Source organism: Micromonospora sp. R311, assembly GCF_056780015.1.
Genome location: NZ_JBSWCE010000004.1, coordinates 233,809 through 246,780, shown reverse-complemented (window position 1 = coordinate 246,780; position 12,972 = coordinate 233,809). Strand labels below are relative to the sequence as shown.

General features: G+C 73.1%; 11 protein-coding genes and 1 pseudogene. 5 read left to right on the top strand and 7 right to left on the bottom strand.

Features of this window, described 5'->3' with window-relative positions; translation table 11 throughout:
- From AC1WTP_RS05090 to AC1WTP_RS05080, 3 genes and pseudogenes are all read right to left on the bottom strand, one after another.
- A pseudogene (locus AC1WTP_RS05090) lies at positions 1–201 on the bottom strand (ABC transporter permease); the annotation flags it as partial.
- Positions 202–322: 121 nt separating this feature from the next.
- Positions 323–1,204: a hypothetical protein gene (locus AC1WTP_RS05085; protein WP_481648084.1), complete on the bottom strand. Its 882-nt coding sequence runs from the start codon at positions 1,202–1,204 to the stop codon at positions 323–325.
- A 125-nt stretch (positions 1,205–1,329) separates the two neighbouring features.
- Positions 1,330–1,842, bottom strand: a complete 513-nt coding sequence (locus AC1WTP_RS05080) for a hypothetical protein (protein WP_481648083.1) — start codon at positions 1,840–1,842, stop codon at positions 1,330–1,332.
- Positions 1,843–2,029: 187 nt separating this feature from the next.
- On the opposite strand from AC1WTP_RS05080, the gene AC1WTP_RS05075 reads away from it, so the two are divergent.
- Positions 2,030–4,831, top strand: coding sequence for a M14 family zinc carboxypeptidase (locus AC1WTP_RS05075; protein ID WP_481648082.1), 2,802 nt, complete (start codon positions 2,030–2,032; stop codon positions 4,829–4,831).
- Between the two features lie 80 nt (positions 4,832–4,911).
- On the opposite strand, the gene AC1WTP_RS05070 is transcribed toward AC1WTP_RS05075, so the two are convergent.
- Positions 4,912–5,997: an NYN domain-containing protein gene (locus tag AC1WTP_RS05070; protein WP_481648081.1), complete on the bottom strand. Its 1,086-nt coding sequence runs from the start codon at positions 5,995–5,997 to the stop codon at positions 4,912–4,914.
- A gap of 270 nt (positions 5,998–6,267) precedes the next feature.
- Between AC1WTP_RS05070 and AC1WTP_RS05065 the strand changes: the two genes are divergently transcribed.
- The 3 genes from AC1WTP_RS05065 (at position 6,268) to AC1WTP_RS05055 (ending at position 9,205) form a co-directional block, all read left to right on the top strand.
- The gene (locus AC1WTP_RS05065; RefSeq protein WP_481648080.1) at positions 6,268–7,527 is read left to right on the top strand and encodes a family 16 glycosylhydrolase; all 1,260 of its coding nucleotides are present in this window, start codon (positions 6,268–6,270) and stop codon (positions 7,525–7,527) included.
- Between the two features lie 192 nt (positions 7,528–7,719).
- Positions 7,720–8,811, top strand: a complete 1,092-nt coding sequence (locus AC1WTP_RS05060; protein ID WP_481648079.1) for a Gfo/Idh/MocA family oxidoreductase — start codon at positions 7,720–7,722, stop codon at positions 8,809–8,811.
- A gap of 16 nt (positions 8,812–8,827) precedes the next feature.
- On the top strand, positions 8,828–9,205 hold the full coding sequence (locus AC1WTP_RS05055; protein WP_447139470.1) for a nuclear transport factor 2 family protein: 378 nt from the start codon (positions 8,828–8,830) through the stop codon (positions 9,203–9,205).
- A gap of 140 nt (positions 9,206–9,345) precedes the next feature.
- On the opposite strand, the gene AC1WTP_RS05050 is transcribed toward AC1WTP_RS05055, so the two are convergent.
- The 3 genes from AC1WTP_RS05050 to AC1WTP_RS05040 all read right to left on the bottom strand — a co-directional run bounded on the left by AC1WTP_RS05050 (position 9,346) and on the right by AC1WTP_RS05040 (position 11,543).
- Complete coding sequence (locus AC1WTP_RS05050) at positions 9,346–10,422, bottom strand: SRPBCC family protein (RefSeq protein ID WP_481648078.1); 1,077 nt, start codon at positions 10,420–10,422, stop codon at positions 9,346–9,348.
- A gap of 294 nt (positions 10,423–10,716) precedes the next feature.
- Positions 10,717–11,217, bottom strand: a complete 501-nt coding sequence (locus AC1WTP_RS05045) for a MerR family transcriptional regulator (protein ID WP_481648077.1) — start codon at positions 11,215–11,217, stop codon at positions 10,717–10,719.
- Complete coding sequence (locus AC1WTP_RS05040) at positions 11,214–11,543, bottom strand: hypothetical protein (RefSeq protein WP_481648076.1); 330 nt, start codon at positions 11,541–11,543, stop codon at positions 11,214–11,216. The genes AC1WTP_RS05045 and AC1WTP_RS05040 overlap by 4 nt, the downstream gene beginning before the upstream one ends.
- Before the next feature lie 499 nt (positions 11,544–12,042).
- Between AC1WTP_RS05040 and AC1WTP_RS05035 the strand changes: the two genes are divergently transcribed.
- Positions 12,043–12,954, top strand: a complete 912-nt coding sequence (locus AC1WTP_RS05035; protein WP_481648075.1) for a regulator of G-protein signaling domain-containing protein — start codon at positions 12,043–12,045, stop codon at positions 12,952–12,954.
- The last annotated feature ends 18 nt before the right edge of the window (positions 12,955–12,972 follow it).

The following is a 12,972-nucleotide window of genomic DNA, read 5'->3' as shown; positions in this document are numbered from 1 at the left end:
CACCAGGAAGATCACGATGAACGTCGCCGAGATCCAGAACAGCGGCTTGCGGCGCAGGTCACGCCACGCGTCCCCGAACAGGCCCCGCGGCTTGTCGGCACGGGCGCTGCCCGGCAGCCCCGGATTGACCGGCGCGCCGATCTCGCTCGGCTGCTCGGGCCGGGGTGCGGAGACGATCGACGCGGTGCTCGGATCACTCATGACGGCTCCTCCCGGGCAGGGCGGCGTGGAGCAGATCCACCAGCAGGTCTATCAGGAAAGTGGCCGGCGCCACAACCACGATGGGGACGAGGGTTGCCGGCCCGACAGCGGACGAGCGTGGTCAGTAGACCGGGTCGTGCGGGTTCGAGTGCGCGAACCACACCTCCACCGTGGAGTCCCGCTCGTCGACCCGCAGTTGCGCGCAGAGCCGGTAGGGGTTGGCCAACCCGGCGACCGGCCGGCAGGCGATCACCGGCTCCGGCGCGAAGTCGTACCGGGTCACGGCCCAGCCCCTCGTCTCGGCCAGATGCCGGCCCAACCGCCGCGTGAGATCGCGCGCGTTCGCACCGTCGGTGGCGGCCACGGTGAACCGCCGCACGCAGGAGCGACCGGGAGCTGCGCAGGCTGCCTCCTCGCCGAGCAGCACGACGGCCGGTGGCAGCGGCAGGAAGGCGTCTCGCGGGGGCATGGGCTCGCCGTCGAGCACCGGCACCGCGGCGGTCGCGCCGACGCCGACCACCCAGGCCACCAGTCCGGCCGTACGACGCCAGCCCGGTGCCGGCAGCGGCGCCCGGCTCGTCCGGTGCCACCCGACCTCGACCGCGACCCCGATCGCGACCAGGCAACCGGCGGCCACCAGGTAGGAACGCAGCCCGTCGTCGACCGTCGGCGGGGTGGCGTACCCGGCGAACCGGGCCGTCCCCACCGACCAGGCGGCAACGCATCCGACCAGCGCCAGACCAACGACCCGGCCGACCTGGCGGGACCGGCCGATCAGCGCCCAGGCGAGCGGCAGGATCAGCACGACCGGAACGATCACCGCCACCTCCCCGGGGGCCAGCAGCTCGTCCGCGACCGGCTCTCCGGGCTGGATCACCGGCCACACGGGCGCTGTCGCGACCAGCGCGGCCAGGCCGATCAGCAGCCGGGACCGCCACCCCCAGCGACACGGCGGCCAGGCCGCGGACCGGCGGACGCGTTGCCGCAGATCGGTTACGCGCACGAGGGCTCTTCTCCCCTGATCGGTGGTGGGCCGCGGCTTGGACGGGCCAGGGGCGGCTCCGGTTCCCCCTCGGGGAAAGGCTCACCGGCTCGAACGCGCCCCGGAGGCAGTCCGCCCAGAGACGGTCAGCTCTCCCGGTACGGGGGCAGCCCGAGCGCGGCACGGACCTTCCCGGCCTCCTCGGCGCCGCTGTGCGCCGCCGCCGCGCGGATCTCCCGCAGCAACGCCTCGGCGTCCGCCGCCTCGCCAGCGCGCCGCCAGTGCCGCAACGCGACGTCGTTCTCCTTCAGCAGGGCGGCCATCGGGGCGCGGGCCTGCTCCGGCCAGGCCGTCTCCCGCAGCGCCACCGCGTGCGCGGCGTTCGTCCGGGCCACCTCCGCGGCCAGCTTCCGCACCGTCCGCCACGGCTGCCCCGCGTTGGCCGCCGTCTCGAGCTTCTCCAAAGCGGTGTTGTACGGCTCGACGATCGCCAGGTAGCGGCTCTTCGCCTCCTCCGGCGTCAGCGCGGCCGGCGTGGGTGACGTGGTCGGCGTGCCGCCCTGCCAGGCCGGCTGCCGGGTCGGGGGCTCGGTCTGGTCGCCGCCACCGCAACCGGCGAGCACCACGGTCAGGGCCAGGGCGGCCGTCCAGCGACGCACGGGCATTCCCCTCTGTCGAGCTGTGGAACAGCCGGAGTCTAGGGGGCGGCCGGCACCCGCGGGGGCCCCGCCTCTCCGCCGACCCCCGCGACGCCGGTCGACCGCGCCGGCAGGATCTTGACCGGGGAAAATCGCAGGTCATAGGCTCCGATCAATGTGAGCCGGTTCCCGGGAAGGGACACACGACATGGCCCCAGCGACGCGTCCGGTCTGGACGGTTCCTCCGCGACGGTTGGCGAGCGCCACCGTGGTCGCGCTCCTGCTCGGCATGACGCCCCTGCTGGGCGGTACGCCGGCCGAAGCCGCACCCCGGCCCGCCCCCTGCAGCAACGACCCGAGCGCCCGGCTGGCCACCGTGCCCAGCCCGGAGCAGGCGCTCGGCTTCCCGCTCGGCCTCGGCCAAGAGCGGGTCGTCACCACCGGCGAGATCGGCCAGTACCTGGACGCCGTGGACGCCGCCTCCGACCGGGTCGTCACCGGCGTCCTGGGCACCAGCGTGCTCGGCCAGCCGCTGCCGTACGCGGTGGTGTCCACCGAGCGCAACGTCCGGCCGGCCACCCTGCGGAAGATCGCCGAGGACGTCCGCGACCTGCGGGACCCGCGCCGCACCTCGGCGCGCGAGGTGGCCGAGACCGCCGGCGGTCCGGCCATCGTCTGGGTGACCGGGAACGTGCACGGCGGCGAGAAGAGCGGCGCCGACGCCGCGCTCAAGACGCTGTACGAGTTGGCGTCCGGGCTCTCCTGCGACGTCGCCCGACGCAACGAGAACCTGGTCACCGTCATCGTGCCGACACAGAACCCGGACGGCCGGGACGCCAGCCGGCGGCAGAACGAGTTCGGCTTCGACCTGAACCGGGACTGGTTCGCCCGTACCCAGCGGGAGACCGACAGCAAGCTCGAACTGATGCGGCGGTACCCGCCGCAGGTCTTCATCGACGCGCACGAGATGGGCGGCCGGCAGTACTTCTTCCCGCCCAACGCCGACCCGATCCACCACGAGATCGCCGGCGAGGCGGTCGACTGGATCAACCGGATCGGCGAGGCGAACAAGGCCGGCTTCGGCTACAACGGCGCCTGCGGCGGCGCGGTCACCACCGAGTGCTACTTCAACTACTCCACCTACGACCTGTTCTTCATGGGCTACGGCGACACGGTGCCGGCCGCCGGCTTCGGCGCCGCCGGCATGACCTTCGAGAAGGGCAGCGCCTCGGCGGTGCCCGACCGGGTGCAGCAGCAGTTCCACACCCAGTGGTCAACCCTGGGCTGGGCCGCGGCGCACAAGCGCGAGCTGCTGACCGGCTACTTCCAGATCTGGCGGGACGCGCTGACCCAGGGCCGCGCCGGCGCGCTGGAGCCGAACGAGGTGGTCCAGCCCACCAACACGGTGCAGTTCCCGGTGCCGGACATCCGGATCCGCTCGTACTTCCTGCTGCCCGACCGGCAGCTCGCCGACGTACGCCAACTGGTCGAGCGGCTGCGGCGGATGGACGTCGAGGTGTACGAGGTGCAGCGGCCGACCCGGTTGCCGACCGCGCGGATCTTCGGTGGGCGCGGCGCCACCAACCTCACCGTGCCGAAGGGCGCGTACTGGATCCCGATGGACCAGCCGCAGAAGCACTGGATCCAGGCGATCATGGGTGAGGATCCGTACACCCCGTTCCCGTACTTCTACGACGTGTCGTCCTGGAGCAACCCGCTGCTGATGGGCGTGTCCGCCGTCTACACCGGCGACGACGTCCGGCCACGGGCGCGACTGGTCCGGCAGATCAGCGGCGGCCGGAGCGCCCCGGCGGCACCGTGGGGTTCGTACGCCTACCCGCTGGACTCCGCCGCGGCCGCGGAGTTCACCTTCGCGCTGCTGCGTCGGGGCGTACCGCTGGTGCGCGACCTGGACAGCGGTGTGGTCGGCCTGCCGGCGACCCGGCTGACCCGGGAGGTCGACCGGCTCGCCGAGTCGCTCGGGGTGACGCTGACCCTGCGCGGACCGGTCGGCGGGACCCGGCTCGCCCTGCCGGACGTGGGGCTGTTCCAGGGCACCGGCATCTCCACCACGTCCGGCTCGCACGGCGAGGCCCGGTACGTGCTCGGCAAGCGGTGGGGGCTGGATCTGACGCCGGTGACCACGGCCGACATCAACGACAACACCGAGGCGTTCACCGGCCGCACGGTGCTGCTGGTGCCGGACGGCAGCAGCCCGACCGGCGGCCTCACCGCCGCCGGGCAGGCCAACCTGCGGAACTGGATCGCGCAGGGCCACACCTACCTCGGGCTGCGCAACGAGGGCACCCGGATGGCCCGGGCCGCCGGGCTCACCTCCACCACCGAGCAGCCGAAACCGACCGGCTACACGGTGATCGGCTCGCACCTGCGGGTGGACGTCGACCACGACAGCCCGGTCGCGCTGGGCCGCCCGGCGGAGGACTTCGAGTTCAACAACAACGACCCCATCCTGACCCCGAGCAGCACCGGGACCAACGTGCTCCGCTACCCGACCGGCGACACCTTCTGGGCCAACGGCTACACCGTCGGCACCGACGCGTTGAAGGGGACGGTCGCGCTGGTCGACGAGCCGACCGGGGCCGGGCGGGCGGTGCTGTTCGCGTTCAACCCGCTCTTCCGGGCGTACAACGAGAACGGGCTGCACCTGGTGGCCAACGCGCTGCTGCACCCCGGCGGGCCGGCGCAGCGCGGCGCCGCGGCGCGCGGCGTCGAGCCGGCCCGCGCGGCCGCCGCGGCCGCGCCGGTCCCGGCGGACCTCGGCGGTGGTTGGCGGCCGATCACCATCGAGGTGGCCCCCGCCGACCTGGACCGCACCCGGGCGATCGTCGCGGGCTTCACCGGTGACGGCCGGACGTCCGTGGCGAACGGCTCGGCCTACCTGGTGATCCCGAACCCGGAGGGGCGCCAGGCCGATGAGCACCCGTTCCTCGGTGACCTGGTGCGGGCCCTGCGGGACGCCCGGGTGCCGCTGCGGTCCGTGGTGGGCTGAGGCCCGCCTGTCGATGGTCCGGCCGGTCGCGTCACGGCCGGCCGGACCACCGCCTGCCGCGACGGCGGGCGCCGGACGCGTCAGGCGGGCTGCGCGGTCAGCAGGTAGTCGTCCGCCTCGGGGCTCCAGCGCAGGTCCACGGCGCCGCTGGTGGCGGCCGCCTTGCAGAACTGGAGGAAGCTGCGGTAGCCGAGCTTCTTCTCGCTGAAGTCGGGCCGGGCCCGGCGTAGCTGGTTCTTCAGGCCGGACAGCGCCACCGCGCCGTCGCCACCGGCCAGATCGAGCACCACGGTGCGGAGCAGCCCGAAGGCCACCTCGCGGTCGCCGTGCTCGGGCAGGGAGACCTCCGGATCGCCCTTGGCGGGACCCTCCGCCAGCTCGACGACGTTGTGCTGGGCCAGGTGGCGCAGCAGTTCCCCGAACGTGCGGAAGCCGTAGTCGGACTCGCTGAAGGTCGGGTCCTTGCGCAGCAGGGTGCGCTTGAGCCGCGAGGCGGTCACCGCGCCCTCGGAGCTGCCCTGCAGGCCGGCCACCGTCTGGGCGACCAGGACGGAGAGCGTGTCGACGTCGCGGGCCCGCTCCTCGACCGCCGGCGGCGCCTCGGGCTCCTGCTCCACCTGCTCCGCCTGCTTCGGCTCCGGGCTGGGCAGCCGGGCCGGTCGGCCGCGCCGGGCCCGGGTCGACGGGATGTCGACGCCCTCCAGCCGGTCGTAGTAGAGGAACTCGTCGCACGCGGGCGGGAGCAGCGCCGAGGTGGACTTCTCGACCCCGACGCCGATCACCCGCTTGTTGAGCTCGCGCAGCTTGTGCACCAGCGGGGTGAAGTCGCTGTCGCCGGTGCAGATCACGAACGTCGAGATGTAGTCGCGTTCGAAGGCCAGCTCCACGGCGTCGACGGCCATCTTGATGTCGGCCGCGTTCTTGCGGGTGGCCCCCATCCGCTGGGGGATCTCGATGAGCTCGACGTGCGACCGGGTGAGCATCCGGCGGTCCTCGTCGAAGTACGACCAGTCCGCGTACGCCCGCCGCACCACCACCCGCCCGCGCTCGGCGAGCGCGTCGGCGATGGGACGGAAGTCGAAGGCCATGCCGCCGTGATGGTCGCGCGCTCCCAGCGCGAGGTTCTCGTAGTCGAGGAACAGGGCGATCCGGTCTTCTTGATCCACGGCTGACAGCCTACGCCCGGCGCCCGTCCCGGGCCGGCAACCGCGGGGCACCGGCGCGAGCGGGGCCAACCACCCGCTTGGGAACCGGAGCAACAAACTGGCAACAGTCTTGACAAATGAAACGCCCATCGACAAACATCGCTAGAGAGCGCTCTCTCAAACGCCGACCGGTCACGGCGCAGCGGCGTGCGCCGGGACCGGACCACCGCGGCCCCTCCCCTCCGGCCGCCACCACCGCCCCCTGATCCCGACCCGCCCACAGGAGATCCCATGTTCACCGCCCTTCGCCGGCCACGCGCGCTCGTCCTCGCCGCAGTCGCGGTCGTCGGTCTCACCGCAGCCCTCGTCCTGCCCAGCCGCTCCGACACCGCCGAGGCGGCCATCGGCGGGATCACCTGGCAGGACGAGTTCAACGCGCCCGCCGGCACCCCGGTCGACCAGAGCAGGTGGCGGTTCGACATCGGCGGGAGCGGCTGGGGCAACAACGAGCGGCAGTACTACACCAACAGCACGAGCAACGCCGTGCACGACGGCCAGGGCAACCTCGTCATCACCGCCCGCCGGGAGAACCCGGCCAACTACCAGTGCCACTACGGCCGGTGCGAGTACACCTCCGCCCGGCTGCTGACGGCGGCCACCTTCACCCAGGCGTACGGGCGGTTCGAGGCCCGCATCAAGATCCCGCGCGGGCAGGGCATCTGGCCGGCGTTCTGGATGCTCGGCAACAACATGGGCACCGTCGGCTGGCCGGCCGCCGGCGAGATCGACATCATGGAGAACATCGGCCGGGAGCCGAACACCGTCTACGGCACCATCCACGGCCCGGGCTACTCCGGCGGCGGCGGCATCACCGGCAGCCGCACCATCGGCCAGCCGCTGGCCGACGCCTTCCACACCTACCGGGTGGACTGGGAGCCGAACTCGATCATCTGGTACCTGGACGGCGTCGAGTACCACCGGGTCGACCCGAGCCGGCTCGGCGGCAACCGCTGGGTGTTCGACCACCCGTTCTTCATGATCCTCAACGTGGCGGTCGGCGGTAACTGGCCCGGCTACCCGGACGCCTCCACCCAGTTCCCGCAGCAGATGCTGGTCGACTACGTACGGGTCTCCGGCTACACCTCGGGCGGCACCCCGCCGCCGTCCGGCACCAGCCGGATCCGGGGCACGCACAGCGGCCGGTGCATCGACATCCCCGGCGCCAACCCGGTCGAGGGGGCGAAGCTGCAGATCTGGGACTGCAACACCACCGCCGCGCAGGCGTGGACCTTCGCCGCCGACGGCACCGTCCAGGCGATGGGCAAGTGCATGGACCCGGCCTGGGCCGGCACGGCCAACGGCACCGAGGTCAACCTGGTCAGCTGCAACGGCAACCCGGCGCAACGCTTCACCCTCAACGGCGCCGGCGACCTGGTGAACCTCAACAGCAACCGGTGCGTCGACGTGCGGGACTGGGTCGCCACCAACGGCGGCAAGCTGCAACTGTGGGACTGCACCGGCGGCGCCAACCAGAAGTGGTCGCGCGTCTGAGCCGGAGCGCCGGCCCGCCGCCGCGGCGGCCGCGAGGTCGAGGGGTCGTACGCCGATCGGCGTACGACCCCTCCCCCACGGCCACGGCCACCGCCGCGCGAATGCCCGCCATGCCGTGAAGCGACGCCCGCGTGGGGCGTAAGTTCGGTGCCATCGGGGCCGGGTGGACCGGCGGTACGAGACGAGGGTGGCATGACGGGGACGACGCGGACTCCGCTGCGGGTCGGCCTGCTGGGCTACGGGATCGCCGGGCGGGTGTTCCACGCCCCGCTGATCGCCGCGACGCCGGGGCTGCGGTTGGAGGTCGTGGTGACCCGCGACCCGCAGCGACGCGACCAGGTCCGGCAGGATCACCCGGACGCCCGGATCGTCGACGACGCCGAGCAGCTCTGGCGCTCACCGGACGCGCTCGACCTGGTCGTAGTGGCGACGCCGAACCGGCAGCACGTGCCGATGGCCCGGGCGGCGGTGGCCGCCGGGCTGGCGGTGGTGGTGGACAAGCCGCTCGCCGCCACCGCCGCGCAGGGCCGGGACCTGGTCGACGAGGCCGCCCGGCGCGGGGTGCCGCTGACGGTGTTCCACAACCGGCGCTGGGACGGCGACTTCCTGACCGCCCGCCGCCTGGTCGAGGAGGGCGCGCTGGGGAAGGTGGCCCGCTTCGAGTCCCGCTTCGAACGCTGGCGGCCGGCGATCAAACCCGGCTGGCGGGAGCTCGGGAGCCCCGACGAGGCCGGCGGCACCCTCTACGACCTGGGCGCCCACCTCGTCGACCAGGCGGTGCAGCTGTTCGGCCCGGTACGCGGCGTCTACGCCGAGGTGGACCGTCGGCGGCCGGGTGCCCAGGTCGACGACGACGCGTTCGTCGCGCTGACCCACACCAACGGCATCCGCTCCCACCTCTGGATGACCGCGCTGGCGGCGCAACTCGGGCCGCGCCTGCGGATCCTCGGCGACCGCGCCGCCTACACCAGCTACGGGCTCGACGTGCAGGAGGCGGCGCTGCGCGACGGCGGCCGGCCGGGCACGCCGGGCTGGGGCGAGGTCCCTCCCGAGCGGTACGGCCAGCTCGGCGTCGACGGCGACCTGCGGCCGGTGCCCACCGAGCCCGGCCGCTACCAGAGCTTCTACCAGCAGGTGGTGGCGGCGTTGCGGGACGGCGCGCCGATGCCGGTCGACCCGTACGACGCCGTCGACACGGTCGCGCTGATCGAGCTGGCCCACCTGTCCGCCGTCGAGGGCACGGTGCTGACCGTGGCCCCGACCGGCCCGTCGATCCACGCCTGAACAGGAGGAGGGCAGCATGCCGGACAGCGAGCGGGAGGCCGAGCTGCTCGACGCGGAGCGCCGCCTCCAGGCCGCGCAACGCGCCGGGGACGTGGCCGCCCTCGACCAGCTGCTGGACGACCACCTGATCACCATCGGCCCGGACGGCAACCGGTACGGCAAGCGGGACGACCTGGCCGCCCACCGGAGCCGGAGCTCGATCATCGACGAGCTGGCCGAGGAGGAACTGGACCTGATCGTCGAGGGCAGCACCGGGGTGACGATCTTCGTGGGCCGGGTGACGGGACTGTTCGGCGGCGCACCGTTCGCGGCGCGGCTGCGCTACACCCGCACCTGGGTCTACGACGACGAGCGCGGTTGGCGGATCCTCGCCGCGCACATCAGCCCGGCCTGAACGCGGTCAACCAACTCCGGCTCCGGTCCCGCCGCCCGGTTCTTCGCGGCCCGGCCCGGCGCCCGCCCGGCCCGGCGCTCGCCCGCCCTGGAGCGCGGCCGGCCCGGCGCTCGCCGGCCCAGTGGTCGCCCGGCCCGGCGTCACAGGCCGGCGCAGGGGTTGTCGTTGACCGTGCAGCCGTCCGGCGCCCGCCTGACCCCGGCGTCGCGGACGTCGAACTGGACCATCTGCGATCCACCGCCGGGGACGGGTGGCCCGGTGAAGGTCACGACCTGCCCGTCCTGCTGCCACTCCACCTTCCTCGCGTCGGTGACCGTGCTGCCCTCGGGCAGCGTGACGATCAGCTTCCAGTCCGCCGCCGCGCTGCCGGGATTGTCGATCACCACCTCGCCGGTGTAGCCGAGGAGACGAGATCTCACGGTTTCGTAGCGGGCGGTCAGCGCGGGCGCCGAGGGCGTGGCCGAGGCGGACGTGGCCGAGGGCTTCGTCGTGGGGGTCCGACTCGGGCGGGCGTTGCTGGAGGTGGAGCTCCGCGCGGTGCGCGAGGACGGGATCGGCTGGGCGGGACGGTTCGTGGCGGTCGGAGCGGTCGGCAGCGCCGCGGAGTCCGACCCGGCGGGGCGTTCCGGCTCGCCCGGCAGCACCGCCCACACCGCCACCGCACCGGCAGCGAGTACGGCGGCGGCCACCGCCGCGATCAGCACCGGAAGACGGCGTCGGCCGCCGGCCCGTGCCGGCTCGGGCGCCGCCGTCACCGGCAGCTCGGCCGTCATGCCGGGCTCGCCACGTCGCAGGTCGACCTGCTGGAAGGCCAACCAGTCGAGGATCGCCGGGAGCCGACCGGTCAGCGTCTGCTGGTAGAACTCCTCGCGGCGTTCGCGCTGGTCGTCCGGCCAGCTGCCGTGCTCCAGGACCTCGCTGACCGAGAGCCGGCAGCCCTCGGCGGTGGGGGCGATGGTGCAGGTCAGCCGGGTACGCCGGTCGGCCTCCTGGCAGCGCAACGCGAGCAGCTCCGGCTCCCGCCGGTCGACCACCTCCGCGTCCACGGCGGCGTCGAAGCCGGGCAGGGCCGCCGTGTGCAGCAGCACCCGCCCGTCCGCTCCCGTCACCGGCTCAGCCTGGGTGAACCACCGGGCCAACAGCCCACGATCCGTCAACGTGCGCCACACCCGGTCAGCGGGGTGGAACAGGTCGACCTGCGCGCCGATCTCAGTCACGGCGGCACTCTACGGCTCGAACCGCCGAGCGGCGCGGCAAGGTGGACCGATCGGCACCGGCGACGACAGCCCGTCGATGGTCGACTGCGGACGGTGTTCGTTGCGGTGCCCGAGTCAGGGCCGGGCGGAACGCCGAGGGTGGGGACGTCCCGCCCAGCCGTGGCCAGTCACGCACCTCGACTGTCCACAGTGTTGCGTCGCCGATCATGCCCCAGGGGCTACATCGATGTAAACCCCCAGATCGATCGCACCACGACTCCCACGGTCACCGGGGCATCGCCACCGGCGCCTCGGTCAGCCGGTGTCGCCACCGGCGAAGGTGGCGAACGGGATGGGACAGCGTGGGCTGTCGGCGCACTCGGCCAGATCGTCGCAGCCGGCGTCGACCGCCGCGCGCAGCGTTCCGGCGATCGCCCGCAGGTCGGCGATCCGCGCCTCGACCTCGGCCAGCTTGGCCTCCGCGTGGGCCCGCAGACCGGCGTCGGAGCCGCGCCGGTGGCGGCCGGTGTCCAGCAGGTCGGCGACCTCGTCGAGGGTGAACCCGAGCCGCTGGGCGGCCTTGATCACCCGCAGCAGGGTGACCGTCCGGTCGGGATAGAGCCGGTGCCCGCCGAGGCTGCGGCGGGGTGCGGCGAGCAGCCCGCGCCGCTCGTAGTAACGCAGCGTCTGGGGGTTGACCCCGGCCGCCGCGGCGACCTGCCCGCTGCGCAGGCCACCCGCGCCGCCACCCTGGTCACTCAGGCCGCCATCCTTGCCATCCGGGCCGGCCACACCGACCCGGCCCGGGCCGCTCACGCCGCCATCCTGGTCGCCGCACGGGTGGCGAGCGCGTCCAGGACCTCGACGTGCCCGTCGGGGACCCGCACCTCCACCTCGACAGCCCCGCTCACATGGCTGATCGTGAAGGTGAAGAAGGAGCAGCAGGAGGTTTCCCGTCCGGTCAGGTCCCGCACCATACCCTCGGACGCGGGATCGAGGCGCCAGCGCAAGCGGGTCGGGGCCAACCGCCACTGCTTGCGCAGCGCGAAGGCGAACAGGTCGTCGAACTCGGCCAGCCGCACGGGCCGATCCGCCGTTGGCAGGGTGCACGCGGACGGCACCCAGCTCTGCTCGATGCTCATGCCCCGACGCTAACCCCGTACCCCGGTACCGGATGCAACCCGCACCCAACTGGCTCCGGCCCTTGACCGCCGGCCGGGGCGGCGGGAGGTGAGGATGGCGAGGGTCTCCGCTCGGACCTCGTGGGGTGCATGGGTGAGTCGACGGTGGGCCTGCTCCGCATCCCGGGGAACCGGCCTGGCGATCCCGCTGCATCCGCACAGTTACGGTCAGCTGCGGCTGCGATCGGCGGATCCGGGCCGCCGCGCCCCCGTCGGCCCCGGCATCCTCCCGGACCCACATCCGCCGGTCAGGCATGCCCACGTGCCCGCGCGGCTGCCGGCAGATCCGCCCCGACGTTGTTAGCTTGAGTCGACGGATCAGCGAATCAACGACGACTCGGGAGCTGGATGCTCCACCGCGTGACACCCCTTGATCAGCCACCCCTGCGTGAACCGCCGCACTGTTGCGCCCGGCCCCGCCTGTGCCGGGTGGCGCGATTCCGCAAGAGGGAGGGGTGAGGTGACCGACGCTTCCAGCGGGGATCCGACGTCGAAGGGACCCGATCGACGGTGGGTCGACCGCGGACGGGATCTGGGCACGCGGGTCACGGGGGGTTTGCGGGCCCTCTGGGAGCAGGTGACTCCCGCGCTGCGGAGACTGAAATCCGCCGTGGCAGGGGAACTGCCCTCGCCACCGCCTGACGAACTCGTCGAGCGACGAGATGTGTCGGGGCCGATCGTGGTCCCTGCTCGAGGGTACGTCTTCGGCTTCACCGTCCGCGCCACCCTCACCTGGTCATCCAGGGGCGTCCGACCGGAGGTGCTGAGCTGGTGCGCGCACCACTTCATGCCGGACGTGGTGCAGCGGGTGAGGCGGGTCGCCCTCGGGCAGGCCCGCAAGCTGCCCGCACACCGGGCTGGCGAACTGGAGATCGCACTGCAGCGGGCGCTCACCGAGCAGGATCCGCCCCCGTGGAGCTACCAGCGCGGGGCGGTGAGAGTCGAGTGCCGACCAGAGGTGTCGGTCCGACTCGAAGAACGAGTCAGACAGCTCCTCCAGCCGTACTCGGAACGCCTGATCGAGCTGGAGTGCCAGAACGACCTCTACCGGAGACGCGCGCAGTACGCCGAGCAGCTGAACCGGCAGTGGGTGGCGATCATGGATGAGTTTGTCGACTCTCCCGCTCCGCCCGAGGCTGCCCAGGCGATCAAGGAGGAGCTGGACCGCGCCAGGCAACACATGATGGCGGAGCAGAAGGCTGCCGCGCAGTGGAGCCAGGACCTGCTACGCGAGCGGCGGAGCCACGAAGGTATCTTCGAGCCCTTCATGGAGGTCGACATCGTCACGCCGCGAGCGCAGGGCCAATCCCACGAGTCGTCCGGGCAATCCGGTGAGGCGACCCCGAGCGACTCCTCGTCGGATTCCCTGTGACCTGCTCGCCGTCACGCT

What these genes read in the sequence shown, in the direction of transcription:
- AC1WTP_RS05060 (WP_481648079.1), top strand. Translation starts at nt 7,720, where the DNA reads ATGACGGGGACGACGCGGACTCCGCTGCGGGTCGGCCTGCTGGGCTAC.
- AC1WTP_RS05075 (WP_481648082.1), top strand. Translation starts at nt 2,030, where the DNA reads ATGGCCCCAGCGACGCGTCCGGTCTGGACGGTTCCTCCGCGACGGTTG.
- AC1WTP_RS05055 (WP_447139470.1), top strand. Translation starts at nt 8,828, where the DNA reads ATGCCGGACAGCGAGCGGGAGGCCGAGCTGCTCGACGCGGAGCGCCGC.
- AC1WTP_RS05040 (WP_481648076.1), bottom strand. Translation starts at nt 11,543, where the DNA reads ATGAGCATCGAGCAGAGCTGGGTGCCGTCCGCGTGCACCCTGCCAACG.
- AC1WTP_RS05065 (WP_481648080.1), top strand. Translation starts at nt 6,268, where the DNA reads ATGTTCACCGCCCTTCGCCGGCCACGCGCGCTCGTCCTCGCCGCAGTC.